The organism is Vibrio sp. 10N.222.55.A1, from assembly GCF_041473835.1.
Taxonomy (GTDB): Bacteria; Pseudomonadota; Gammaproteobacteria; order Enterobacterales; family Vibrionaceae; genus Vibrio; species Vibrio crassostreae_C.
Genome location: NZ_JBFRSX010000042.1, coordinates 48,688 through 72,807 on the forward strand (window position 1 = coordinate 48,688; position 24,120 = coordinate 72,807).

The 24,120-nt window shown below is 45.1% G+C and carries 26 protein-coding genes; 20 read left to right on the plus strand and 6 right to left on the minus strand.

Going from position 1 to position 24,120, the window contains the following annotated elements; translation table 11 throughout:
* Positions 1-42: 42 nt before the first annotated feature.
* Positions 43-672, plus strand: a complete 630-nt coding sequence (gene msrA, locus AB4493_RS13855; protein ID WP_017058899.1) for a peptide-methionine (S)-S-oxide reductase MsrA — start codon at positions 43-45, stop codon at positions 670-672.
* Positions 673-782: 110 nt separating this feature from the next.
* On the opposite strand, the gene AB4493_RS13860 is transcribed toward msrA, so the two are convergent.
* Positions 783-983 (minus strand): DUF1107 family protein, encoded by a 201-nt coding sequence (locus AB4493_RS13860; RefSeq protein WP_017058898.1) that lies wholly within the window; start codon positions 981-983, stop codon positions 783-785.
* A gap of 253 nt (positions 984-1,236) precedes the next feature.
* Here AB4493_RS13860 and AB4493_RS13865 point away from each other — a divergent pair, with 253 nt between their 5' ends.
* From AB4493_RS13865 to AB4493_RS13895, 7 genes are all read left to right on the plus strand, one after another.
* Entirely contained in the window at positions 1,237-1,788 is a 552-nt protein-coding gene (locus tag AB4493_RS13865) for a YtfJ family protein (protein ID WP_017058897.1), read from the plus strand.
* Between the two features lie 91 nt (positions 1,789-1,879).
* Positions 1,880-2,170 carry a DUF2607 family protein gene (locus AB4493_RS13870; protein WP_017063722.1) on the plus strand — a complete coding sequence of 97 codons (291 nt, stop codon included), beginning with the start codon at positions 1,880-1,882 and terminating at the stop codon, positions 2,168-2,170.
* 40 nt (positions 2,171-2,210) lie between these two features.
* The gene (locus AB4493_RS13875) at positions 2,211-2,933 is read left to right on the plus strand and encodes a DUF2796 domain-containing protein (RefSeq protein ID WP_017058895.1); all 723 of its coding nucleotides are present in this window, start codon (positions 2,211-2,213) and stop codon (positions 2,931-2,933) included.
* A gap of 141 nt (positions 2,934-3,074) precedes the next feature.
* Positions 3,075-3,791: an ABC transporter ATP-binding protein gene (locus AB4493_RS13880; RefSeq protein ID WP_017058894.1), complete on the plus strand. Its 717-nt coding sequence runs from the start codon at positions 3,075-3,077 to the stop codon at positions 3,789-3,791.
* Positions 3,788-5,047, plus strand: a complete 1,260-nt coding sequence (locus AB4493_RS13885; RefSeq protein ID WP_017058893.1) for an ABC transporter permease — start codon at positions 3,788-3,790, stop codon at positions 5,045-5,047. The genes AB4493_RS13880 and AB4493_RS13885 overlap by 4 nt, the downstream gene beginning before the upstream one ends.
* A 14-nt stretch (positions 5,048-5,061) precedes the next feature.
* A complete protein-coding gene (locus AB4493_RS13890) occupies positions 5,062-5,577 on the plus strand; it encodes a DUF3299 domain-containing protein (RefSeq protein ID WP_017058892.1) in 516 nt (171 codons plus the stop codon).
* A gap of 514 nt (positions 5,578-6,091) precedes the next feature.
* Positions 6,092-7,000: a TIGR03899 family protein gene (locus AB4493_RS13895; protein ID WP_017058890.1), complete on the plus strand. Its 909-nt coding sequence runs from the start codon at positions 6,092-6,094 to the stop codon at positions 6,998-7,000.
* A 163-nt stretch (positions 7,001-7,163) separates the two neighbouring features.
* Here AB4493_RS13895 and cysC read toward each other — a convergent pair whose 3' ends face one another.
* The 4 genes from cysC to cysD all read right to left on the minus strand — a co-directional run bounded on the left by cysC (position 7,164) and on the right by cysD (position 11,992).
* On the minus strand, positions 7,164-7,784 hold the full coding sequence (gene cysC / locus AB4493_RS13900; protein WP_017058889.1) for an adenylyl-sulfate kinase: 621 nt from the start codon (positions 7,782-7,784) through the stop codon (positions 7,164-7,166).
* A 24-nt stretch (positions 7,785-7,808) separates the two neighbouring features.
* Positions 7,809-9,533: an SLC13 family permease gene (locus AB4493_RS13905; protein WP_017058888.1), complete on the minus strand. Its 1,725-nt coding sequence runs from the start codon at positions 9,531-9,533 to the stop codon at positions 7,809-7,811.
* Positions 9,534-9,598: 65 nt separating this feature from the next.
* Positions 9,599-11,029, minus strand: a complete 1,431-nt coding sequence (cysN, locus tag AB4493_RS13910) for a sulfate adenylyltransferase subunit CysN (protein ID WP_017063719.1) — start codon at positions 11,027-11,029, stop codon at positions 9,599-9,601.
* Between the two features lie 18 nt (positions 11,030-11,047).
* On the minus strand, positions 11,048-11,992 hold the full coding sequence (gene cysD / locus AB4493_RS13915; RefSeq protein ID WP_226088532.1) for a sulfate adenylyltransferase subunit CysD: 945 nt from the start codon (positions 11,990-11,992) through the stop codon (positions 11,048-11,050).
* A 414-nt stretch (positions 11,993-12,406) separates the two neighbouring features.
* Between cysD and AB4493_RS13920 the strand changes: the two genes are divergently transcribed.
* From AB4493_RS13920 to AB4493_RS13965, 10 genes are all read left to right on the plus strand, one after another.
* Entirely contained in the window at positions 12,407-14,383 is a 1,977-nt protein-coding gene (locus AB4493_RS13920; RefSeq protein WP_372155201.1) for a bifunctional 2',3'-cyclic-nucleotide 2'-phosphodiesterase/3'-nucleotidase, read from the plus strand.
* Between the two features lie 286 nt (positions 14,384-14,669).
* Positions 14,670-15,257, plus strand: a complete 588-nt coding sequence (locus AB4493_RS13925) for a DedA family protein (protein WP_372056148.1) — start codon at positions 14,670-14,672, stop codon at positions 15,255-15,257.
* Positions 15,254-16,387: an ATP-grasp domain-containing protein gene (locus tag AB4493_RS13930; protein WP_017058884.1), complete on the plus strand. Its 1,134-nt coding sequence runs from the start codon at positions 15,254-15,256 to the stop codon at positions 16,385-16,387. Before AB4493_RS13925 ends, AB4493_RS13930 begins: the two co-directional genes overlap by 4 nt.
* A 19-nt stretch (positions 16,388-16,406) precedes the next feature.
* Positions 16,407-16,949, plus strand: a complete 543-nt coding sequence (locus tag AB4493_RS13935) for a hypothetical protein (protein WP_372155203.1) — start codon at positions 16,407-16,409, stop codon at positions 16,947-16,949.
* Positions 16,950-16,951: 2 nt separating this feature from the next.
* Entirely contained in the window at positions 16,952-17,701 is a 750-nt protein-coding gene (locus AB4493_RS13940; protein WP_372155205.1) for an NRDE family protein, read from the plus strand.
* Between the two features lie 12 nt (positions 17,702-17,713).
* On the plus strand, positions 17,714-18,151 hold the full coding sequence (locus tag AB4493_RS13945; RefSeq protein WP_017063714.1) for a YHS domain-containing (seleno)protein: 438 nt from the start codon (positions 17,714-17,716) through the stop codon (positions 18,149-18,151).
* Between the two features lie 12 nt (positions 18,152-18,163).
* Entirely contained in the window at positions 18,164-19,918 is a 1,755-nt protein-coding gene (locus AB4493_RS13950; RefSeq protein WP_017058880.1) for a lysophospholipid acyltransferase family protein, read from the plus strand.
* A gap of 71 nt (positions 19,919-19,989) precedes the next feature.
* The gene (locus AB4493_RS13955; protein WP_017058879.1) at positions 19,990-20,556 is read left to right on the plus strand and encodes a Crp/Fnr family transcriptional regulator; all 567 of its coding nucleotides are present in this window, start codon (positions 19,990-19,992) and stop codon (positions 20,554-20,556) included.
* A gap of 57 nt (positions 20,557-20,613) precedes the next feature.
* Positions 20,614-21,066: a GNAT family N-acetyltransferase gene (locus AB4493_RS13960; RefSeq protein WP_017058878.1), complete on the plus strand. Its 453-nt coding sequence runs from the start codon at positions 20,614-20,616 to the stop codon at positions 21,064-21,066.
* Complete coding sequence (locus AB4493_RS13965; RefSeq protein ID WP_017063713.1) at positions 21,066-21,914, plus strand: DMT family transporter; 849 nt, start codon at positions 21,066-21,068, stop codon at positions 21,912-21,914. Before AB4493_RS13960 ends, AB4493_RS13965 begins: the two co-directional genes overlap by 1 nt.
* Positions 21,915-21,973: 59 nt before the next feature.
* On the opposite strand, the gene AB4493_RS13970 is transcribed toward AB4493_RS13965, so the two are convergent.
* Positions 21,974-22,558 (minus strand): LysM-like peptidoglycan-binding domain-containing protein, encoded by a 585-nt coding sequence (locus AB4493_RS13970; protein ID WP_017068022.1) that lies wholly within the window; start codon positions 22,556-22,558, stop codon positions 21,974-21,976.
* Positions 22,559-22,771: 213 nt separating this feature from the next.
* On the opposite strand from AB4493_RS13970, the gene AB4493_RS13975 reads away from it, so the two are divergent.
* Positions 22,772-23,392, plus strand: coding sequence for an FKBP-type peptidyl-prolyl cis-trans isomerase (locus AB4493_RS13975; protein WP_008220519.1), 621 nt, complete (start codon positions 22,772-22,774; stop codon positions 23,390-23,392).
* 134 nt (positions 23,393-23,526) lie between these two features.
* The gene (locus AB4493_RS13980) at positions 23,527-24,021 is read left to right on the plus strand and encodes a DUF2780 domain-containing protein (protein ID WP_017058875.1); all 495 of its coding nucleotides are present in this window, start codon (positions 23,527-23,529) and stop codon (positions 24,019-24,021) included.
* The last annotated feature ends 99 nt before the right edge of the window (positions 24,022-24,120 follow it).

Sequence of the window (24,120 nt, forward strand, 5' to 3'; positions counted from 1 at the left end):
ATAAAAGCCAGCGCGGTAAACGTATGCGAAAAGGAATATAACATGCTAAACAAACAACAACTGGTTTCTGCAGCAACCGCACTACCGGGAAATGCTGACCCAATTCGAATCACTGAGCGCCATTTCGTCAATCAAACCGACCTGCTCGATGCACCCACGGGCTCTCAACAAGAAGTCCTGTTTGGTATGGGGTGCTTCTGGGGAGCTGAGCGTTTGTTTTGGCAATTGGATGGCGTTATTTCAACATCCGTTGGTTACGCTGGCGGATACACAGTTAATCCCACTTATGAACAAGTATGTACTGGGCAAACCGGCCATACCGAGGTCGTTCGTGTCATATTTGATAGTGAACAAACCTCTCTAGCTCGAATACTTGAAACCTTTTGGGAGCGTCATGACCCAACTCAAGGGATGCGCCAAGGCAACGATTTAGGGACTCAGTACCGTTCTGCGATTTACACCTTCAGTGAAGAACAACAATCTATCGCTGAGCACTCTAAACGTGAATATCAACGAGCAATGACTGAATCTTTAGGCAACGAGATCACGACGGAAGTTCTGCCTGCTGGAAAATATTTTTTCGCAGAAACCTACCACCAGCAATACCTAGCTAAAAATCCGAATGGGTATTGCGGGTTGGGTGGAACAGGTGTGTGCTTCCCTCCACAATAAAGTGCCGTTCGGCATACCATCGTGAACGACACGCATTAAAAAAGGGCTTCCATCAGGAAGCCCTTTTCATTGTTAATCTATTCGGTGCAAGACAAATCGATAAAGCTCAGTTACACCGGCAACGCTGCAATGGTGCCGTTAACTTCTTTAAAAATAGTGAGCTTTTGTTTGTCTGAAACTTCAGGAAGTAGCACCTTGCCTTGGTCGAAGCGAAACTCTCCAACACCTTCAATAGCAAATTGGCCTTTGAACAGGACTTTAACGAAACGCGCCACCTGACGTGGACGGTAAGTAGAAAATTTTCTTAACATAATACAACCTCAATTCCATTTGAGTACTACAGTCACATACCTGAACAGCGTCGCTGTTCAAAGCACATTTAATCGCTAATTCCTTTAGCAAACAGCAAGATAATCTATTGTTCATCTTGATATTGATGCATTATACCTTTTTGTAACAAGCCTGCAACTTCTTTCTACGTCGTACGATAAAAAAGTTAAAGAGGCATTTTTCAAATTTCATATTATACTTCCTGTGCAAACCAATAAGCGGAACAAAAATATAATGAAAAACAAAACTCTACTGGCTTTTCTAGCCGCAGCCTCTCCACTCTTCGCCAATGCTCACAACCTATCAGTAGGCGCTACCCTGCCTGCCGTCGATGTGAGTAACTATGGTGAGATTGTTCTAAACGACGGAAATACTGGATATCAAGCTTGGGCAACCAATGATCTTCTAGGTAAAGTTCGCGTCGTTCAAGCTATCGCTGGCCGCAGCAGCTCTAAAGAGCTCAACGCACCACTGATGGCAGCCATTACCGCATCGAAATTCTCAGAAGACAGCTACCAAACCACCACTATCATCAACCAAGATGATGCGATTTGGGGTACTGGGTCTTTTGTTAAGTCCTCTGCCGAAAGCAGCAAAGAAGAATTTCCATGGTCTTCTATGGTCCTAGATGAAGACGGCGCCGTTGCGTCAACATGGGCTCTAAAAGAAGAAAGCTCAGCGATTATCGTTCAAGACAATCAAGGTAAAATCTTGTTTGTAAAAGAAGGTGCATTAAACGAATCAGAAGTCACTCAAGTCATTGAGTTGATTAAAGCGAGCCTTTAATAAGATATTCGCGTCTTTTTCGAGACCTAACCAAAGGATATTGTTATATTATAACAGTATCCTTTTTTTAATTCTGTGGTTAATCATCCTGATGTGGCAAAACACACCCAACAATGTGAAACGCAAAACAGGCTTCTTGCTTGGGCTTATGCTCATGTTAAGCGTGTTAGCCGCAACACACATTGTGGATATCGCACCAGAGCACCACACCTCACACCATTGTGAGCTGTTTTCGCTTAATCAGTTCATCACAGCGCACTCACTACCACAGATTCCAGAGTTCCATTCGGAATTTACTGTCGCTATCACAGAGTCAGTAACTTCACTACAGCGGCTATATTTCGCTTATTTGGCACGCTCACCTCCTGTAAATATCGCTTAATTACCACTACTTTTTAATTAACCTTTATTCAGGAAAAAACATGAAACCTACTTTTTTAGCCGTTGTTATCGGCATGACTGTCTCTACAAATGTTCTAGCTAACGAAGAATTCCGCTCTCATGATGCACACGTACATGGCCAAGTTGAAGTAAACATCGCGCAAGATGGGCAAGAATTGCTTGTTGAAGTAACAGCTCCAGGCGCAGATGTGGTTGGGTTTGAACATGCTCCAAAAACTGCAGAACAGAAGAAAGTGTTTGAACAGGCTATCGCACAATTAAACAAGCCAGAAGAGCTGTTTAGTTTTAACAATGCGAGTTGTACTCTGAAGTTCAAGTCAGTAGCAAACACCTTAGAAGGCGGTCATGACGACCATGAAGGCCATGACCATGCGGAACACGGTCATGGCGACCACAAAGACCATGATCACGCTGAACACGATCATGACGACCACAAAGACCATGACCACGCTGAACACGATCATGATGACCACAAAGACCATGACCACGCTGAGCACGATCATGATGACCACGAAGGTCACGACCACCACGATCATGAAGGCCACGATCACTCAGAAGGTGGCCACGGTGAGTTCACTGTTGAGTACCACTATGAATGTTCAGATGTTGCTAAGCTAGACACAGTTAGCACTCAGTGGTTCTCTAAGTTCAGCAACACTGAAAAAATGACGGTGAACCTACTAACAGACACAGCTCAAGTACAAGAAGTGCTTAACGCAGAGCGTATTAGTTTCCGATTCTAATCACTCCTAGATCGGATTAAACGTAAAATAAACAGCCAGGTAAGTCATCGCTTACTTGGCTGTTCAAATCGGTGTGTTCCTGGGAATTTATGTTTCAAATTACTGTCCAGTAGATACACCGCTTTAATTATTGGAGCTAGCATGTCTTCTGACAGTTCATCACTTGTGGTCAAACTCGAAAATATCAGCTTTCGTTGGAAGCCTGAATTACCACCAACGTTAGAGATCCCCTCTCTTCACATCCAAGCCCAAGAGCACCTTTTTATTAAAGGGCCAAGTGGTTGTGGAAAATCAACTTTGTTAGGGCTACTGACCGGAATCAACCAAGCTGAGCAAGGAGAAGTCTCTATCCTTGATCAAGACCTCACTCAGCTTACACCTCGTCAAAGAGATAAATTCAGAGCCGATCATATTGGTTATATTTTCCAACAATTTAACCTGCTTCCTTATCTATCAGTTATCGATAACGTGACGCTTCCTTGCCAGTTTTCACAGATACGTAAACAGCAAGTCGCTGAAAGCCAGAAAAGCTTACAAGAGACGGCTCGAGAGTTGTTACTCAGATTAAAACTACCTCAAGCTTTAATGGACAAGCCCGTTACCGAGTTAAGCATCGGTCAACAACAACGTGTTGCTGCCGCTCGTGCTTTGATCGGCCAACCCAAAATCATTATTGCCGACGAGCCAACCTCGGCTTTGGATCATGACAACCGAGAAGCTTTTATCGAACTGTTGTTAGAACAAGCCAACCAGGCAGGTTCTACTCTTATCTTTGTTAGCCATGATCCAACACTAGAAAAGTTGTTCACTCGAACCATAGATTTAAAAACCGTTAACCAAGCTAAGGTTGTCGTATGAAAGTAATTACTCACTTAGCCTTAAAAAGCGTACTCAACCGTAAAGCCACAGCCATTCTAACTATTCTCACTGTGGCTGTATCCGTCATTCTATTACTCGGTGTGGAACGTGTAAGAACCGAAGCTAAGAGCAGCTTCGCCAATACGATTTCAGGTACTGACCTTATCGTCGGTGGCCGCTCTGGTCAGGTAAACCTGCTGCTTTATTCCGTATTTAGAATCGGTAATGCGACCAACAACATCGACTGGAAAAGCTATGAAGAATTTAGCCAGCACAACGCTGTAAAGTGGGCGATCCCAATCTCATTGGGTGATTCACATAAAGGCTTCCGCGTAATGGGCACGAACCATAGCTACTTCGAGAATTATCGCTATGGAAGTAAGCAACCACTTACTTTTCAGCAAGGCAAAGAGTTTAATCAGCTATTTGACGTAGTGATTGGTGCCGACGTCGCGAAGAAGCTAGATTACAAAATAGGTGATCAAATCATTCTTGCGCACGGTATCAGTGATGTTGCGTTTAGCCGTCACGATAATCTGCCCTTCAAGATTGTGGGAATACTCGCGCCAACAGGAACACCAGTAGACAAAACCGTACACGTATCGCTAGAGGCAATCGAAGCAATTCATGTTGGCTGGGAATCAGGTGCCAACCTCGGGCACACACCGAATGCTGAAGCGCTAAAGCAACGTGACTTCCAACCGAAGCAGATTACCGCGATGATGGTTGGCCTTAAATCGAAGATCCAAACCTTCGCACTGCAACGAGAAATCAATAACTACCGCCAAGAACCTTTAAGCGCCATTATGCCGGGCATTGCGCTTCACGAATTGTGGGGAATGATGGCTGTAGCAGAACAAGCACTACTGATTGTTTCAGGGTTTGTTGTTGTCGCCGGATTATTGGGTATGCTCAGTAGCCTACTCACTAGCTTGCAAGAAAGGCGTCGAGAGATGGCTATCCTACGTGCGATGGGCGCAAGACCTCGTCATGTGTTTGGTTTACTGATCAGTGAAGCCAGTGCACTAACCTTCCTTGGCATTACATTAGGTGTTGCAGTGCTGTTTGCGCTGATCGCAGTGGTTGCTCCTATTGTGCAACAAAGTTATGGTATCAACATATCGATATCCGCAATCACACCGCATGAGTGGAAACTGCTTATGCTGGTACAAGTTGCCGGAATCATTATCGGCTTTATTCCCGCTTTCAGGGCTTACCGCCAGTCATTGTCTGATGGCATGACGATTCGAATCTAAAATAGGAACCTACGATGCAACGCAAATTCCTACTGATACTTGGGCTACTTCTGTTCCCATTTATCAGTACAGCTCACGCTGAAACCACTCAGAATGACGAATCGGTATTAACACTTGAATGGATTGATTTGATTCCAGAATCAGAACGTGCTCAGCTAGATTCATTTGGTATGCCGATGGTTGACCACAATAGTATGGACAAACCTCAACAATCGACACTTGGTGCTGTTCGCCCAGAGCTGAATGGCAGCACAGTGAAGATTCCTGGCTTTGTGATTCCATTGGAAGGTGATGAGAATATGATCACTGAGTTTCTGCTGGTACCGTACTTTGGCGCATGTATCCACGTGCCACCGCCGCCACCGAACCAAATCATCTACGTGAAGTTCCCGAAAGGTGCACCAATACAGCAGTTATGGGATGTGATCTATTTGGTCGGAACGCTGAAAACTGAGTCAATCAGCCATGACTTAGCGCAAACCGGTTATCTTATTGAAGGTACTGCGATTGAAGAGTATGACGACATGTAGTCATTAGAAGGGTGGCTCAAGGATGAGCTGCCGTCACTGAACGAGTGTGATCATTCAATAACAGTTTAATAACGATAATTTTCTTCTGAATTACGCGATGTAATTAGATAAGTAAGCTAGAACAGCGACATAAGTCGCGAGTAATAACCCTATACTAAGCTGTTTCTTCAGCTTGTTATCATTGGCTTGATTCATAACTCCTCCTTGAGAATTACAACAAATTTAACATTTTATTATCACTAGCAAAAGTAAAATTTTGTTGAAACCTTCAACTCTGCACGCAAAATCTAGCCACCAATAAGATAAAGAGTTACATTTTAGACAGTTATACCAATCACAATAAGTAAGTGTTCAGAAATAGCGTAGAAAAAAGGCTTGAGAACCAGGCGGAGCTTTTTGATAAGTGGTTATTCTACAATCAAAAGTTCTAACGCCGTTATCGAGCGTTTTAACAAGCTAGAGCGAGCAATTATTTACTACGATTGGTCTTGAGTCGTCTCCTAACGGTACTCTTATGTCAGAAACCAAACAGCCAGTGATCATTGAGCATGCTAGCGATACACAGCAAAAGCATGAGAAAAAGCCTCATATTGCCGACAGTGCCAGCAGAATGCTGCACATCGCACAAAGCTTCGGCCTCGATTTCTTAATTAGTCATAGTGCCAAGCCAAAGGATAAAGCTGAGAGTACGCTTATCGAACGGGCACTATTGCGAGAGAAAAAACGTAGAGAGCTTCGCCAAAAGAACCTAGAACAGATTCTAAAGTTGGCGCACTCTTCATGTAAGGATGAAGCGGCTGGAGACCCGGATCAGGACTGGCTATACCGTTTCTTCGACATGGCACAAGAGATCCACAATACATCGATGCAGAGGCTATGGGCTCAAGTACTGAAACGAGAAGTCACCAACCCAGGCTCGACGTCGATGAAGGCACTGCAAATCTTAAAAGACATGACGCCAAAGGAAGCACTGACCTTACAAAGAGCAGCTTCATTAGGCTGCAGTTTTGGTAGCGATAACAGCAGAAAGCTCTTACTCGGCTTTAAATCTCATGCTGGGCTATTCAACTTTGGCAAAAGGGACACCACCAACACCATCAACCTTGGTGGGCACAACCTGCCCTACTCCAGCTTGCTCCACTTGATAGAGCTCGGGATTATTCTGGGCACAGAATTAGAATCCGGAGAGATTGATTTCGATCCAGCCCTGCACCTAACCTATCAAGGTAAGAGCATGTCACTGGCACCATTATCAAAAGGCGTGAAGCTGGTTTACTACCGATTCAGCCCTACAGGCAATGAGCTTTGTACCTTGCTCGGTAACAAGCCAAACACGCAGTATTACGATCAACTGATTGCACTATTGAGCCAGAAATTCACAGTACAGACAGAAGTGAAAAGCAGCGTGAATTACACCGTCTAGACACTCTACGGAGCTAAAATAGACGATGTAAGAAGTGAAGTATTAAGAGGAATAAAGAGAATCTAGGGGATAGGTTTCTTGTCTCGGTAAACCAAGGCTGTACTACTTATCAGTCATGAATAAGTCGATAAGTAAGTGAACAGCCTTAGTCGTACCAACGATCTCAATTGGCTAAAATATTTCGCTTCTCCAACGCATCAATACACAGTTCGACCAATTCATCGAGTGTCTTCTCACCTGCAGGTAGATCAATCTCAGGGTTCTGAGGCGCTTCGTACACTGAACTAATACCTGTAAAGTTCGGGATCTCTCCGGCACGTGCTTTCTTATACAGACCTTTAGGATCACGCTGTTCGCAAACCTCTAATGGCGTATTGACGAACACCTCAAGAAACTCACCTTCCGGCAATAAATCTCTCACGAGTTGCCTTTCAGCTTGATGCGGAGAAATAAAGGCTGACAACACGATCAAGCCTGCATCTGCCATCAATTTAGCAAGCTCACCAATACGACGGATGTTCTCTCGACGATCTTGCTCAGAGAAGCCAAGGTCACTACATAATCCATGACGCACATTGTCGCCATCCAATAAATAAGTATGGTAACCAATCTGTGCCAAGCGATTTTCTAATGCTCCAGCGACTGTCGATTTACCAGAACCAGACAACCCCGTGAACCAGAGCACGGCTGGCTTTTGTGATTTCAGATCCGCGCGAAATGTTTTATCAATCGAGTGTTGATGCCACACAACATTCTCATCTTTGGGTTTGAGTACTGCGGTCATAATTAGTCCTTTAAATAAACAGCATTAAAATGGGAAAAAATAAGGAATTAGGGTCAGCACCAAGCCCGAATATACAATCGAGATTGGTATGCCGATACGTAGGTAATCCGTTAAATGGTAATTACCTACGCTATAAACAAGTAAGTTGGTTTGATAACCGTATGGAGATATAAAACTGGCACTGGCACCAAACAGTACCGCCATGATGAACGGCATAGGGTCAACGCCATAACCTACTGCCATACTGTAGCCAATCGGAAATGAGAGTGCTGCAGCCGCATTATTGGTCACCAGCTCTGTCAAAACCAAAGTCATAAAGTAGGTAGCAACTAACGCACCGAATACGCCCCAGCCATTAAACGCCTCCATAAACATCAGCCCCATCCGCTCAGATAAACCCGATGAAATCATCAGTTGAGCAATAGAAAGTGCAGAGCCCACGATCACCACAATGTCGACTGGGAAACGGCGGCGGAGCTCACCCAGTTGCACCACGCCAAATGCCACCAGCAACAGTAGAAAACCAGCTAAGCCTTTGATAATAGGTACTGCATCGATAAGGGCTAAACCAATCACGCTAGCAAAGCCGAGCAACACGAACGTCGATTTGTCGGCATCAAGCTTGGCACTCGAATCTAAGTCATTCATCAACACAAACTCTTTGTTGTGTTGTTGGCGCTGTTCTTCAAAGCGTTTACCTGGAACCAAAATCAAGGTATCACCAGCGGTCAATGTGATATTCCCTAGCCCACCTTCTAGGCGTTCATGGCCACGACGAATAGCAACCACAACCGCATCGAAACGATCTCTAAATTGGCTGGTTTTCAGGGTTTTGTTACAGAAGCTTGCCGACGAACTCACCACCACTTCAACAAAGCTCTGGCCATTCAAATGATGCTGACCAAACAGGGTTAAACCTTGGATTTCTTGCAGTGTTGCAACACTCTCTACATCACCACAAAACAGCAATCGGTCGCGAGCTTGAAGAATAAAATCAGGGTCAATAGATGCGGTGGTCTTACCGTCTCGAATCACTTCCGCTAAGAACAGTTTTCTCAATGCTCTGAGGTTGTTTTCACTTACGCTGCGACCAACTAACGGTGAGCCCGGCTCCACTCTGGCTTCTAAAAAGTAAGGCAGATCATCTTGAGAACCATCATCGTAGCTGGGTAAAAAATAGCTAAGAGGAATAAGGATCAACACGCCGCCGATCAAAACAGCTAAACCGATCAAGGTGGGTGTGAAAAAGTTTAAGCTCGGCAATCCGGCATCTTCAACAAAGCTATTGATGATCAAGTTGGTTGATGTGCCGATCAATGTCAGGGTGCCACCTAAAATGGCAGCGTATGACAAAGGGATAAGTAACTTAGATGGCGCGTGCTGTTGATTACGTTTGATCGCACCGATCAAAGAAACCACCACTGCCGTGTTATTGGTAAAAGAAGAAAGTAACGCTGTGGAAATACCCAACTTCGCAACCACGGTGCCTAGCCTACCTTCAGAGATATTGCGGCTAACCCAACTGATTAAGCGAGTTTTCTCCAACGCACTTGATGCGAGGATAAGAAGAATTAAAGTCAGTAACGAGGAGTTAGTGAAGTTATTGGCTAAGCTCGACAAGTCGATCATGCCAGCCATAAAAGCAATAAACGCCGCGCCAGCAAATATAAAGCTTGGCTTAATACGGGTAACGAGCAGGCAAGTAATGATGCCGAGCAAAATCGCTAATACAAATCCTTGTTGCCACATATACCCGTCCTTTATGGCGGAAACGATCGGTTTCCGCCTAATTCAATAAGCTGTTACTTGGTCGTTTATGACTTCAGTAGTTGGCTTAGATCTTTGGCATCCCAATGAGGGAAATGTTTGCGAACCAATGCGTTGAACTCAAGTTCAAATGCAGAGAAGTTACCGACTTGCTGTTCAACAGAGTCCAAACGGTCTCGAATCAAACCCGCACCAACCGTCACGTTGGTTAGACGGTCGATAACGATGAAGCCACCGGTATCCGCACTCTCACGGTATTTATCCAATGCAACAGTCTCGTTCAAAGACCATTCACACAAGCCAATACCATTCAGTGGTAACTCATCGACAGCGTGGGTCGACAGGTTGTTGATGTCATATTGGTGGCGAACTGTTTCAACCTGACCGACGGTTTTCTTGCCTGCGATCTTGATGTCGTAAGCTTTGCCCGGTTGCAATGGTTGCTCTGTCATCCACACGATGTCAGCCAATACGTGGTTAGTGGATTCAATCTGCGCGTTTTCTAGCACAATCAAATCACCACGACTGATATCAATCTCATCTTCAAGGGTCAGTGTTACTGCCAAGCCCGCTTGCGCAGACTCCAAATCACCATCAAAAGTTACAATGCGTGCAACCTTAGAGGTTTTACCCGACGGCAGCGCCTTGATTTCATCACCGACACTGACACGGCCAGAGGCAACGGTGCCAGCAAAACCGCGGAAGTCTAAGTTAGGACGATTGACGTACTGAACTGGGAATCGGAATTCACCTGCCGAACGCTTTTGGTCAATGTCGACGTTCTCTAACACTTCTAGCAGAGATGGGCCTTCGAACCATGCAAGCTCTTTACTTGGTGCAGCAACGTTGATGCCTTCAAGCGCCGATACTGGCAAGATCTGAATATTGGTTTCGCCTTCTAGGTTTTCTGCAAACTCTAGATACTGATCGCGAATCTCTTCAAAACGATCTTGTGAATACTCCACAAGATCCATCTTGTTTACAGCAACGATGAAATGCTTCAAACCAAGCAGGTTAGAGATAAACGAGTGACGACGTGTTTGATCCAGAACGCCCTTACGAGCATCAATCAAGATCACCGCCAGATCACACGTTGAAGCGCCTGTTGCCATGTTGCGCGTATACTGCTCATGCCCAGGAGTATCAGCAATAATGAACTTACGTTTTTGAGTCGAGAAGTAGCGGTAAGCCACATCGATCGTGATCCCTTGCTCACGCTCAGCCTGCAGACCATCAACAAGCAGTGCCAAATCAGGTTTCTCACCTGTCGTTCCCACTCGTTGGCTATCCGAGTGAACCGCCGCTAGCTGATCTTCATAAATCTGTTTTGTATCATGGAGTAAGCGACCGATTAGCGTACTTTTACCGTCATCTACCGAGCCACAAGTTAAAAATCTAAGCATAGATTTATGCTGATGCTGACTTAGATAACCTTCAATCCCTAGTTCAGCCAATTCGGCTTCTACTGCACTATTCATTTTTCTTTCCTTAGATTCTTAGAAATAACCTTGGCGCTTTTTCAGCTCCATAGAGCCCGACTGATCATGGTCAATCGCTCGACCTTGACGCTCACTAGACGTCGCCACCAGCATCTCTTCAATAATGCCCGTTAGCGTATTCGCCTCAGATTCAACCGCTCCGGTTAATGGGTAACAGCCTAAAGTACGAAAACGAACGCTTTTCTCTTCAATCACTTCACCTTCTTGCAGCTCCATACGGTCATCATCAACCATGATCAGCATGCCATCACGCTCAACTACAGGGCGTTTGTCTGAAAGGTAAAGTGGAACAATATCGATGCTCTCTAGATAGATGTATTGCCAGATATCGAGCTCAGTCCAATTAGATAGCGGGAAGACACGAATGCTTTCGCCCTTATTAACCTGACCGTTGTAGGTGTGCCAAAGCTCTGGACGCTGGTTTTTTGGATCCCACGTATGGTTCTTATCACGGAAAGAATAAACACGTTCTTTCGCACGAGATTTTTCTTCATCACGACGCGCACCACCAAAAGCCGCATCGAACCCATACTTGTTTAACGCCTGCTTAAGGCCCTGTGTTTTCATGATGTCAGTGTGCTTCGAAGAACCATGTACAAATGGGCTACAACCCATCTCAATACCTTCTGGGTTCTTATGTACTAAAAGGTCGAAGCCGTACTTTTTAGCCGTACGATCACGAAACTCAATCATCTCGCGGAATTTCCAATCCGTATCTACATGCAATAACGGGAATGGAATCTTGCCTGGATAAAACGCTTTGCGAGCTAAATGAAGCATCACAGAAGAATCTTTTCCGATGGAGTACATCATCACTGGGTTATCAAACTCAGCCGCTACTTCACGGATAATATGAATACTTTCCGCTTCGAGCTGTTTTAGGTGGGTTAAACGTTCTTGGTCCATTTCAGTGCTTCCTTTAAGGCTCGCGTTACGAGCAATTCATTACTTGGTCTTGCCAAGCAAGGGATTTAACTCATCCACTTGAGTGAATGGGAGTATTGGCACTAGAAGAAAACAGAAGCTTCGTTTTGAGCTATCCTTGCTATTCATCTGCCTGATACGTCCTTGATATAGGCATTATGACGAGCCTCTCATATTACTGGAAATTCTAAAATTTCATTTTTTATTCGAAAAGCTGATAAGGGATTGAATTTACCGATAAGCAGGTGAAATGAATGGACTAATATTATCGATATCAGTTGCACATCGATTAATCAGGTTTGGGAGGCGTCTTGCAGAACACCATAAAGTAATCGATCTAAGTCACGAATTGACATTCGTTGTAATCATTGTTTCATTCGGTTTTGTTACATTACGCAACGAATTTTCTACTATCCACTTTGGAGCTACAAAATGAAAGTTGCAATGAAACCTTTGTCATTGGCTGTACTTGCGGGTCTTGGTTTGACTTTAGCAGGCTGCACAACAACACCAGATACCGATGAAGTGATTAAATTACGTGTCGTAGAAACGACGGATATCCATACCAACCTAATGGATTACGACTACTACAAAGACAAGCCATCGAAAAAAATTGGCTTAGCACGTACTGCAACTCTAGTAAAAGAAGCTCAAAGCGAAGTAACCAACAGCGTATTAGTTGATAACGGTGACTTGCTGCAAGGTAGCCCAATGGGTGACTACATGGCAGACAAAGGCATCGAAGTAGGCGAAGTTCACCCTGCATACAAAGCTATGAACCAGCTAAGCTACGACGCTGCAAACCTAGGTAACCACGAATTCAACTACGGTCTTGATTTCCTAGAAGAGTCAATCAACGACGCTGATTTCCCGTACATCAGTGCTAACGTTTACGACGCAAAAACCAAAGAACACTACTTCACACCTTACATCATCAAGACGCACACGTTAGAAGATACTGCAGGCGTAGAGCATGAAGTAAAAGTCGGCTACATCGGTTTCGTTCCACCACAAATCATGACGTGGGATAAGAAGAACCTTGAAGGTAAAGTAATCGCTCGCGATATCATTGAGACAGCTAACGAGTTAGTGCCTCAAATGAAAGCGGAAGGCGCTGAAGTTATCGTTGCTATCCCTCACTCAGGCGTATCAACGGACCCATACAGAAATGGCGAAGAGAACTCAACGTTCTACCTATCTGAAGTAGACGGCATAGATGCAATCGCATTCGGCCACTCTCACGCAGTGTTCCCAGGTAAAGGTTTTGATGACATTCAAGGCATCGACAACGAAACTGGCACAATGAACGGCGTTGCAGCAGTAATGCCAGGTCGTTGGGGTAGCCACGTTGGTGTTATGGACCTAACACTTGCACAAAAAGACGGTAAGTGGGAAGTAGTAAAAGGCCAATCAGAAGCACGCCCTATCTACGACAAGATCGAGAAGAAATCACTTGCAGATGCTGATGAAGGCATCGTAACAGCACTAGAAAAAGACCACGCAGGTACTCGTGAGTTTGTTAACCAACCAATTGGTAAAGCAGACGACGTGATGTACAGCTTCCTGTCTCTAGTACAAGACGATCCAACAGTGCAGATTGTTAACCTTGCACAGAAAGATTACGTTGAACAGTTCATCCAAGGTGACCCAGACCTAGACGGTACACCAGTACTTTCTGCTGCTGCGCCATTCAAAGCCGGTGGCCGTAAGAATGACCCAGCGAACTTCACTGAGGTTGAATCTGGCCAACTGACATTCCGTAACGCGGCTGACTTATACCTTTACCCGAACACGCTAGTTGCAATGAAGGTAACAGGTCACGAAGTAAAAGAGTGGCTTGAGTGTTCTGCTGGCCAATTCAACCAAATCGATGTGAACTCAACAGCACCACAACAGCTGATTGAGTGGGATAACTTCCGTACTTACAACTTCGATGTTATCGACGGTGTGGATTACCAAATCGACGTAACTCAGCCTGCGAAATACGATGCAAACTGTAAAGTCGTTAACCCTGATTCTCAGCGTATTGTTGGCCTAACTTACCAAGGTAAGCCAATCGACATGAAGCAAGACTTCCTGATCGCAACCAACAACTACCGAGCTTACAGCGCTAAATTCCCAGGCACAGGTGAAGACTTCATCGCATTTGATGCACCAGATGAGAACCGTACTGTACTGGCGAACTACATCTCTCGCGTAAGCAAAGAGCAAGGCCAAGTGAGCCCAACAGCTGACAACAACTGGTCATTCGCACCAATCAAAACGGATAAAAAGCTAGATATCCGCTTTGAAACGTCGCCAAGTGAGAAAGCGGTACAGTTCATTAAAGAGAAGGGTCAATACCCAATGAAACGTGTTGCCACTGACGATGTTGGTTTCGGCGTTTACCAAATTGATCTAACTAAATAGATTACTCTAGTAATCAATAGTTAACCTTCTAAAAGGCTGAGTTTAACGACTCAGCCTTTTTCTTTTCTTATCTAAATTCTTAGTGTAAGGCCTCAGCTTTCGAAGCTTAAACTCCTGCTCATTCTTCGCCTAATATCGCACACCTCAAATCACCTATTGAATCCAATCAACGTAAAAAAGCAGCAATTCGCTGTAAGTTTTTCTGAGCTCCTCCTGTCTATTTAATTTACTACACTCAATGAATGGCCGGTAAGCCATTCATCTATAGGATAGATAAGGACATTTGATGGGCACCGTCGAGAGCATTCAAGCATGGTTACATTCAGGGGAGGAGTCGCTGCTATGGCTGATGCTTGGCATTATCGCGCTTTCTTACCTGCTTGAAGATCTGGCAATCGTGACGGCCGCTGGTTTAGCGACTCAAGCACTCATCCCACCGCAATATGCGTTACTTGCAATTTTCATTGGCATTGCCACTGGTGATCTTGGTCTTTATTACCTTGGTAAATCAGGACGTTACTTCCGAGGCGTTCGATATAAAGCCCTCACCAATAAGTACTTTCGTTCGCTTCGTACCAAATTACGCCAAAACGCATTCAGCAGCCTTTTTGTTATCCGCTTTATTCCTGGGCTACGCACCGTTGGTTTTACTCTGAGTGGCTTTTTCGCCATCCCACTGCCTACTTTCTTATTTGCCGTCATCGGCGCAACTGCGCTCTGGACTGGCATTGTCTTCTCTGCCATCTACTATTTAGGGACATCAGCCTGGCTGCAAGCCTCTGAATATCAATGGATCATCATCCCGTGTGCCATCGTTTTGCTGTTTATCGGCAATCGATTAATGAATAAAACCTACTCTAGAGGGCTATCATGAGTTCACCGCAAGATATTCGCATCATTCCCGCACATCAAATTAATGCAGGTATGCCTCTGCTTGAAAAAGATACCGTGCGAAGTGTCTCTCCTTATGAGTTTCTTCCGACTTGGTTCTTCTACACGCCAGTGGTCATTCAAAGCCTGATGCAAGGGTTACGGCACTTTGACTGGGCGCTGCCGCTCATCGCCAATCCAAGCATTAAGTTAAGCGGCATGGTAGGCGAATCAAAACATGAGATATTGAGCCTTGCCGGATCTTCAAGTCAGCGTTGGATCTCACCGTTTATAACCCTAACCAAAACGGATCTCGGCAGTAAAAAACAAGCCGAAGACGCACGCAGCGCACTCATACAAACGGATCTTGATTTCCCTATCGTGGCTAAGCCGGATCTTGGCTGTCGAGGTGTTGGCGTTAAGCTGATCAACAACCAAGTTCAACTTGAGCAATATGTCGAATCTTTCCCAAATAATGCTCGCTTTCTACTGCAAAAAAAGGCGCCTTATCAAGCCGAAGCGGGTGTTTTCTACGTTCGTTACCCAAATAAAAAGCAAGGTGAGATCATCTCGATCACACTCAAATATGCGCCAATGGTGATGGGTGATGGCAAGTCGACACTCAAGCAGTTAATTGAAAACAGCCCGCGCGCTGGGCAACTCAGCCACCTGTATCTACCAAGGCATGAAGATAAATTGGATCAAGTGCTCGCAGAGGGTGAAGAGTTCCAACTCGCGTTTGCAGGCAGCCATAGCCGTGGCTGTATCTTCCGAGACGGTAATCAATACATCACTCAGGCTCTAACAGAACGCTTAGACGAGATATTCGACGACTTCGATGGCTTTCACTTTGGTCGACTCGACGTCAAGTTTAAAGACATGTACAGCCTAATGAACGGTGAGGATTTCACGATTCTTGAGGTCAATGGCGCAAGCAGTGAGGCTGGACATATCTGGGATCGCAACACCCCATTACGAGAGATATTTTCTACGCTACTCCTGCAATATCGCATTCTTTTTGATATTGGCGCTCAGCAAAAACAACGAGGCCACCAATCCCCTTCTTTCAAGAGCTTATTTGCGGCGTGGCAAGAAGAGCGACGTCTTGTTCAACAATATCCGACTACCGACTAACTTTGCACGAGGATCATGAATGAACCCCATAGCCCAACCGAGCGCCCTTACTTCTTTCTCTCCTAGTATCAAGGGAGCGGTAGAGATATTGAATCAGGGTCTAGAGTTTTTGTTAGCGATTTCTGACAGCGATTACCTGACACGAGCAAAGCCACACGTTACAAGCTCTATCGGTGAACATACTCGTCACACACTGGATCTTTTTCACGCCTTGATTTTAAAAGAGGATGAGACCGTTGATTACAACACTCGTCGTCGTGGTCATCCTGTCGAATACGACCGCTCTATTGCAGTCAAAGAGATCCACTATGTGATCAACTGGCTTGAACGATTAGACCGTCGAGATCTCGAAGCGCCTATCATGATCCAAACCGAGGTTTCGATGGATGCTCAAGTGTTCGCAAGCCTGCCTTCAACGCTCGAAAGAGAGGTCACCTTTGCCGCACTGCATGCCAATCATCATTACGCGATGATCAAGGTGATCACCACCTTCCTAGACGTCGAGACCTGCAACACCTTGGGTTATGCCCCAACCACCAACAGCTATCTGAGGGAGCAATAATCATGTGTTCAGTATCTTGGCTGCTTGAAGAGAATGGTTATCAGGTCTTTTTTAATCGTGATGAACAAAAGACGCGAGCACTGGCAATGCCACCCAGACAATATCGAGTCAACGGTGTCGATATCATTATGCCACTCGACCCAACTGGCGGCGGTAGCTGGATAAGTATTAATGAGTTCGGGCTTTCGCTATGCCTACTCAATAACTATCAAGGCACAGTGCCCGTTGGTCCTTTAGTAAGCCGCGGTTTGCTACTTAAAAACCTATCATCGAGTCGTAATATCAGTCAGCTATCTGAAGCGTTTCACAAGCTAGACCTACACTCTTTTGCCCCATTTACCTTGCTAGCTTTCGCGCCCAATCTAACCCAACACAATGGTCTGGTTATCGCCTACATGTGGGATGGTATTCAACAGAAAATAGTCGACACTGATTCTCCACTCTTCTCATCCGGTGTTGATTTAGAGCGAGTGCAAGCCTACCGACAAGCAAAATATGATCAGCTCATGGCGGCAGGTAAGAATCAACGGAACTTACTGATGTTCCACTCTCACCATCACAATGAGCAACCTCATTTAGCGACCTGTATGCATCGCGAAGACGCACATACCGTGAGCTTTACACACTTACGTAACCTGCATGGTCAAGCCTCTATGTTTTATGCACCCGGCTCACCATGCGAACCCATTAAACCATGTCAGATAAATCAGCAGCGCTTTACCTTTGATTTATCACCCGCAATCAATCTATAGATGGAGTCCATCATGAGAAAACTATTCACCATGGTTCTGCTACTTGTTAGCCCGTACGTATTTGCCGCCGATGAAATCTATACCGGCTTCTTTAGCAGTAAGGCACTCGATGGCTACGATACCGTGGCTTATTTCACGTCTGGGAAGCCTGTTGAAGGGAGCAAGAAGTTCAGCACAGAGTACAAAGGCGCGGACTGGTATTTCTCTTCTGAAAAGAATCTGACTTTATTTGTTAATAATCCTGAAAAATATGCCCCTCAATATGGTGGTTATTGCGCATGGGCCGTTTCTGCCAAAAACGACTTCGCACCAGGTGACCCACAGTATTGGACCATAGTTGATGACAAACTTTATCTTAACTACGACCAAGAGATTAAGCAGCGCTGGGAACAAGACCAAGCACAGCATATTCAACAAGCCGATAAAGTTTGGCCGCAACTGATTAAGTAAGGTAATTTCATTATGATTGATAGTCCTTTTCGTTTACCACGTTACACGCCTTTTGGTTTAGGTGAGTCTGTTGTCGAGTGGGCAACTGGGCTATCTAAGCTAGACCGACTCTACCAAGATCGTAAAAACGAGTTATCTAGCTTCGAATTCATGAATTACACTCTGTCGGCGCTCAATATCGACTACTCGGTTGCATCGGGAAGCACGGAAAACATCCCGGAAGAAGGGCCTGTCGTGATTGTGGCGAACCACCCGCTTGGCGCCATCGAAGGCGTGATCCTTGCCGATCTCGTAGGATCAGTAAGAAAGGATGTGAAGGTGCTGGCCAATGAGTTACTTAAGCGCCTGCCTGAACTGGATGATCTTTTCATCGGTGTCGATGTCTTTAACAGTAAAGAATCGAAACGCACCAATGCCAAAGCGATTCGAGATGCCAATCGTCATTTGGCTGATGGTGGACTATTGATTGTATTCCCAGCAGGTGAAGTATCAAGCTACCGTAAAGGGGCAAAAACACTGACAGACATCGAGTGGAGCAAGTCGGTAGCGAAATTCGTCAAACGTCACCAAGCCACCACGGTACCTATCTTTATCAATGGCAAGAACAGTGAGCTTTTCTATCAAGCGGGTCGTGTTCATCCACTGTTGAGAACCGCTCTACTCGGGCGTGAACTTCTTAATAAACAAGCGACAACTATCTCTATCTCGATTGGCTCATCGATTCCGTATTCAGAGATAAAATCGTTTGAAAAAGAGATGGATATCGTCAACTACCTACGACTTAATACCTATCTAATGAGTCAACAAGATAGTCCGAACACGCCAATCCACGCGCCCTCTTTCGATACCCAAGTGATAGCGCCTATTCCACCAGAAGTCTTATCAATAGAGATAGACTCACTCCCTGAAGAGATGAAACTGCTCGAGCAAGGGAACTTTGAGGTCTACTGCACACCAAGCCAATCCATTCCTAACTTAATGCGCGAGATTGGTCGAGTAAGAGAAGAAAGCTTTAGAGAAGTCGGAGAAGGCAGCGGGCTGGCCTGTGATTTAGATGAGTATGACCTTTACTACCATCAACTGTTTGTGTGGAATAAAACCAAGGCAGAACTGGTTGGCGCGTATCGACTCGGTATGGTCGACAAACTCATCGCTGAGCACGGGCTTGATCAGCTTTACTCTCGTAGCCTGTTTAACTACAACCAAGAATTCATTGATACTCTAGAAAACAGCATTGAGCTTGGGCGATCGGTAGTAAGTAAACCTTACCAAAAGAGCCTGAACTCACTGTTACTATTGTGGAAAGGCATTGCGACCTTTGTGTCTCGTCACCCTCAATATACCCATCTGTTCGGCCCAGTCAGTATCAGCAATGATTACAGCCACAATGCGCGTCTGTTGATCGCGACCACGTTATCAATCCACCATTATGATGAGGAAAAGGCGAATTTGGTTTCACCTTCGTCACCACTCAATACCAGCAGTCATGTGTTCTGGCAAAATCACCTGCTCTCTTCACTGGCGAGTGTGCCTCTGCTCTCTAAAGTGTTAGCACGCATGGAGCAAGGTAAAGGCCTGCCGGTACTGCTGCGCCAATATCTAGGGATGAACGGTAAACTGGTGTGTTTTAATGTCGACCCATCGTTTAATGATGCCTTGGATGGCTTGATTGTGGTGAACCTTAAAAAGGTACCACTGAAGACTCTGGGTAAATACATGGGCAGAGAGCTTGCTCAAGATTACCTAGAGCAACACGCACGCCGCTGATTTATCCCGCTCTGTACCTCTCTCCAAATAAGTGCGATGATTTCGGCACTTATTTGGGTTAGGTTATTTTCATGCACACCTCTTTTATCGAACAACTACAAAGCTTCGACTTCTCTGAAAGCCAGATTGAATCTCTAGTTGCTGTCGCCAAGCCACTTGAGTTGCCAACCAGACACATCTTGATCAATCAAGGTGAGATGGCGAGTTCAATCTACTTTGTACTTGAAGGCTTGTGCCATGCCTGCTACCTCACTGATGATGGTAAGCAATACAGTAAAGAGTTCTATTGGGAACAAGATTGGATCATCGGCTTTGAGAGTCTGATAAAAAGCCAAGCGTCCCCTTACCTATTAGAAACGCTGACTCCCATCACCATGTTAGAGCTGCCAATGAATGCGGTTATCGAGTGGCGTGCATCAAATAATCCTTTGTATTTAAAGCTGTTAGAAACACAGCTGATGCATAAGGAAAACAAAGAACGCTTCATGCTGCTCTATACACCAGAGCAACGTTATCAGCTGTTCTGCGAGCACTATCCCGACCTTGAGCAGCGCTTAAATGACAATCAAATTGCCGCTTATCTAGGAATCACCGCAATCAGCCTGAGCAGAATTAAAGGTCGAATTAACAATAGTTAATGCCAACAATCATCACGCATAGTACATTCAGAGCATCGATAATCTCTGGATGTAAACATGATCACTTGGCACTCAATTCCTTTTTCTGAACTCTCAACACAACAGCTTTATCAACTACTTAAATTAAGAGTCGATGTATTTGTGGTCGAGCAGACTTGTCCTTATCCAGAGCTGGACGGTAAAGATACACTCGCGGGTGTTGAGCACCTGCTTGGCTATGCTGATGAAGAGTTGGTAGCGTGTGCACGTTTATTACCACCAGGTACCTCTTACGACAACACCAGCATCGGTCGAGTCGCAACCAAGCAATCGGCAAGAGGTGGTGGCTTGGGGCATCAATTAATCAAAGAAGCATTAACACGCTGCGAGGCTCTTTGGCCAAATACGGCCATTGATATTGGCGCGCAGCAACACCTAGAAAACTTCTATGCGAGCCACGGCTTCAACACCATCTCGGATATGTATCTCGAAGATGACATTCCTCATATAGACATGAGATTAGAAAAATAATGACGAATATCACTGCCGGTATTCTATTGTTGGTTGCAGGTAACTTGTTTGCCTCGCTTTCCGACGTAGCGGTAAAGCTGTTAAATGGCGAAGTACCGCCCTTACAGTATATTTTTTTCCGACAGTTGATATCTCTGGTCATCATCACCCCTTTGTGGCTACAGCAGAAAAAAGAACAACGGCGCTTACAGCAGGCTAAGGTAACCTTCATTCGAGGTCAGTTAATTCTGATCGGCAGTGGGTGCATGGTGGTCGCGATCACTCACTTGTCTTTGGCAACCGCCAACGCAGTATTTTATGTCGCGCCTTTACTGATGTTGCCGCTCTCAATGTTGCTATTGAAAGAGCAACCGGCACTCGGCAAGGTTATCGGCACAACCATAGGTTTTATTGGTGCATTGATTGTCTTGAGGCCATCACAATTTCATTGGGCGGCACTGTTTGCTTTGGGGACAGCACTCACCCTAGCACTATTTAATGTACTCGTAAGAAAGCTTCCTAGTGAGCAAACGGTGGTCACTACGCTGTGGTGGACAACCTTATTCTCTATTCCAGCCTCATTAGTACTGTGCTTCTTATACTGGCAGCCAGTGTCTGTGGAGCATTTGGGATACATAGCCCTGAGTGCGACGCTAATCTTAAGTTACAACGGCCTTGCGGTTGCTGCCTATCAAAAAGCACACTCTAGCCAAATTGCCTTGGCTGAGTATTCAGGATTGGTGTTTGTCGCGCTAATAGGTGCAATATGGTTCGATGAGATTCCGGATACATTAACCTTTATCGGAATCATGCTTATCATCTTGCCACTCGCCCCTTTCAAGCGACCAAAAAAAAGAGCTAATGCTTAGCTCTTTTCTATCGTTTATCTGTGTCTGGTGAAGCGCTTTAACTCAGGCTCACTATTCATCTACTTACTGCGACCAAAGCCACCATCGGATAAGCGGAAGAACATCACCGAAGTGTCGCCTTTCTCTAGCTGAAGAATGTCCAACTGCCCAGTTTCAGCAAGTTTGAAACGAACCAGCTGGCCTTTACGAATCTGACTGAGCGGCTTATCTGCACCTTCAATTCGCACTAACGCATTCAAGTCAGACAATGGCAAATCGTTGTTTCGAAAAACCTGCGCTAACGTATCCCCTTGCTTAACAAGGTACTCCTGCCAATTTTTGTTACTCGGTTCTAATGAGCTGTTCTTGGCATTTTGCTGTTCGCTTAAGCCGACGGTGTTTATTTCAAGCTCAACGCGCGATGTTGTTGGAGCTGTGTCTACTTTAGGTTCTGGTAGCGGCACAAAAAGTAATATCAGTACGATCGGAGAAATCACCATCAACAGTCTTTGGTGTAACTTCGGCAATGAACCCCAAGTTTGCGCTGTCGAGGTTTTCATTTTCTTCACATCGATCGAACTCAATTTCTCTTTGACCTGATTCAGTCGATCCTTGAATTCTGCTAAGTGGTCAACTTTCTGTTTTTTCTTTTGACGACGATTCATACCACTGCGTCCTATACATTGAATAACTACAGTATAAAAACCAAAGTACCAACAGTATAGATCTTTCCGTCACAACAAGGCCCAAAGCGAGAAAATTGACATGGCTGTGATTTGGGCACGGTAAAGCGCAAGTGATCAGGGACTAGCCGTTTCTTCACGCTGCTAATACTGGTATTCTTACCCTTTTCGTACTGACAAAAAGAGTGACTTTTCATGTCTGAAGTAAAATTTGAAACTGTAGAGCAAAAAGCTAGCTACGGTATCGGTCTACAAATGGGCCAACAACTTGCTGGTTCTGGTCTTGAAGGCCTAAACGTTGACGCAATCGCTGCTGGTATCGCAACAGCTCTAGTTGGCGACATGCCAGCTATCGAAGTTGACGAAATCAACAACGCACTACAAGAGCTACACACTCGTGGTGAAGCTGCACGTCAAGAACTAGCTAAAGCTGCTGCTGCTGACGGCGAAGCTTTCCTAGCTGACAACGCTCTTCGTTCAGAAGTAACGGTTCTTGAGTCTGGTCTTCAGTACGAAGTACTAACTGAAGGTACTGGCGAAATCCCAACTGCAGACAAGCAAGTACGTGTTCACTACCACGGCGAACTAACTGACGGTACTGTTTTCGACAGCTCTGTATCTCGCGGTCAACCTGCTGAATTCCCAGTAACTGGCGTAATTCAAGGTTGGGTACAAGCTCTACAAATGATGCCTGTTGGCTCTAAGTGGAAGCTATACATCCCTCAAGATCTAGCATACGGTGAGCGTGGCGCAGGTGCTGCAATCCCACCATTTGCTGCTCTAGTATTTGAAGTAGAACTTCTAGCAATTCTTTAATTTTTATAAAAACCTTTAGTAAAACAAAATACTATAGGTAAATAAAATTGAAATAATCCAACGGCGATGTGACTACATCGCCGTTTTTCGTTTATAGTGAAAGAGTAAATTACTTTATTACTTAAGGACGAATAATGAAGAAAGTACTCATCACAGTTTTAAGCAGCCTAGCTGTTGTCTCTTGCGCTAGCACTAGCGACTCTGAACAAACCAGTTCATCATCAGATACCAACTATTCCCAACTATCCCAAACTGCACTGATGGCTGCAGTGAATATGTGGTCTCAGCAGAACGAAACAACACCGCTTGTGGATACGGTAGCTGACCAAGCTTCTGTTACCAGCGACCAAGCAGTTGGCGGTATTGGTTCAATGTTAGCCCTTGCACAAAACTCTCTTGGCACAGCCGACAACAAAGAACTCGCGACACTTATTCCGGGTATGTCGAGCCTTGAGTCTACTGGTCTATCATCGCTACTAAGCTCACAAGGTGCCGTTGAAAGTGCGTTTTCTGGATTAGGTATGGATCCATCAATGGTTACAACATTTGCACCCATCATTCTTCAAGCACTGCAGTCACAAGGTGCAACGAGCGGCCTGATGGATTCACTTTCAGCTATATGGCAATAATCGTTAGTTATTAATAGCTAGCTTAAAATCTAATAAGGGCACTTCGGTGCTCTTTTTTGTGCGTGGAAGAAAAGATATTTGAGATACGAGATACGAGAT

Bases quoted from the DNA above. Each gene is read 5' to 3' on its own strand.
- msrA (WP_017058899.1), top strand. From the start codon at position 43: ATGCTAAACAAACAACAACTGGTTTCTGCAGCAACCGCACTACCGGGA.
- AB4493_RS13860 (WP_017058898.1), bottom strand. From the start codon at position 983: ATGTTAAGAAAATTTTCTACTTACCGTCCACGTCAGGTGGCGCGTTTC.
- AB4493_RS13865 (WP_017058897.1), top strand. From the start codon at position 1,237: ATGAAAAACAAAACTCTACTGGCTTTTCTAGCCGCAGCCTCTCCACTC.
- AB4493_RS13870 (WP_017063722.1), top strand. From the start codon at position 1,880: ATGTGGCAAAACACACCCAACAATGTGAAACGCAAAACAGGCTTCTTG.
- AB4493_RS13875 (WP_017058895.1), top strand. From the start codon at position 2,211: ATGAAACCTACTTTTTTAGCCGTTGTTATCGGCATGACTGTCTCTACA.
- AB4493_RS13880 (WP_017058894.1), top strand. From the start codon at position 3,075: ATGTCTTCTGACAGTTCATCACTTGTGGTCAAACTCGAAAATATCAGC.
- AB4493_RS13885 (WP_017058893.1), top strand. From the start codon at position 3,788: ATGAAAGTAATTACTCACTTAGCCTTAAAAAGCGTACTCAACCGTAAA.
- AB4493_RS13890 (WP_017058892.1), top strand. From the start codon at position 5,062: ATGCAACGCAAATTCCTACTGATACTTGGGCTACTTCTGTTCCCATTT.
- AB4493_RS13895 (WP_017058890.1), top strand. From the start codon at position 6,092: ATGTCAGAAACCAAACAGCCAGTGATCATTGAGCATGCTAGCGATACA.
- cysC (WP_017058889.1), bottom strand. From the start codon at position 7,784: ATGACCGCAGTACTCAAACCCAAAGATGAGAATGTTGTGTGGCATCAA.
- AB4493_RS13905 (WP_017058888.1), bottom strand. From the start codon at position 9,533: ATGTGGCAACAAGGATTTGTATTAGCGATTTTGCTCGGCATCATTACT.
- cysN (WP_017063719.1), bottom strand. From the start codon at position 11,029: ATGAATAGTGCAGTAGAAGCCGAATTGGCTGAACTAGGGATTGAAGGT.
- AB4493_RS13920 (WP_372155201.1), top strand. From the start codon at position 12,407: ATGAAAGTTGCAATGAAACCTTTGTCATTGGCTGTACTTGCGGGTCTT.
- AB4493_RS13925 (WP_372056148.1), top strand. From the start codon at position 14,670: ATGGGCACCGTCGAGAGCATTCAAGCATGGTTACATTCAGGGGAGGAG.
- AB4493_RS13930 (WP_017058884.1), top strand. From the start codon at position 15,254: ATGAGTTCACCGCAAGATATTCGCATCATTCCCGCACATCAAATTAAT.
- AB4493_RS13935 (WP_372155203.1), top strand. From the start codon at position 16,407: ATGAACCCCATAGCCCAACCGAGCGCCCTTACTTCTTTCTCTCCTAGT.
- AB4493_RS13940 (WP_372155205.1), top strand. From the start codon at position 16,952: ATGTGTTCAGTATCTTGGCTGCTTGAAGAGAATGGTTATCAGGTCTTT.
- AB4493_RS13945 (WP_017063714.1), top strand. From the start codon at position 17,714: ATGAGAAAACTATTCACCATGGTTCTGCTACTTGTTAGCCCGTACGTA.
- AB4493_RS13950 (WP_017058880.1), top strand. From the start codon at position 18,164: ATGATTGATAGTCCTTTTCGTTTACCACGTTACACGCCTTTTGGTTTA.
- AB4493_RS13955 (WP_017058879.1), top strand. From the start codon at position 19,990: ATGCACACCTCTTTTATCGAACAACTACAAAGCTTCGACTTCTCTGAA.
- AB4493_RS13960 (WP_017058878.1), top strand. From the start codon at position 20,614: ATGATCACTTGGCACTCAATTCCTTTTTCTGAACTCTCAACACAACAG.
- AB4493_RS13965 (WP_017063713.1), top strand. From the start codon at position 21,066: ATGACGAATATCACTGCCGGTATTCTATTGTTGGTTGCAGGTAACTTG.
- AB4493_RS13970 (WP_017068022.1), bottom strand. From the start codon at position 22,558: ATGAATCGTCGTCAAAAGAAAAAACAGAAAGTTGACCACTTAGCAGAA.
- AB4493_RS13975 (WP_008220519.1), top strand. From the start codon at position 22,772: ATGTCTGAAGTAAAATTTGAAACTGTAGAGCAAAAAGCTAGCTACGGT.
- AB4493_RS13980 (WP_017058875.1), top strand. From the start codon at position 23,527: ATGAAGAAAGTACTCATCACAGTTTTAAGCAGCCTAGCTGTTGTCTCT.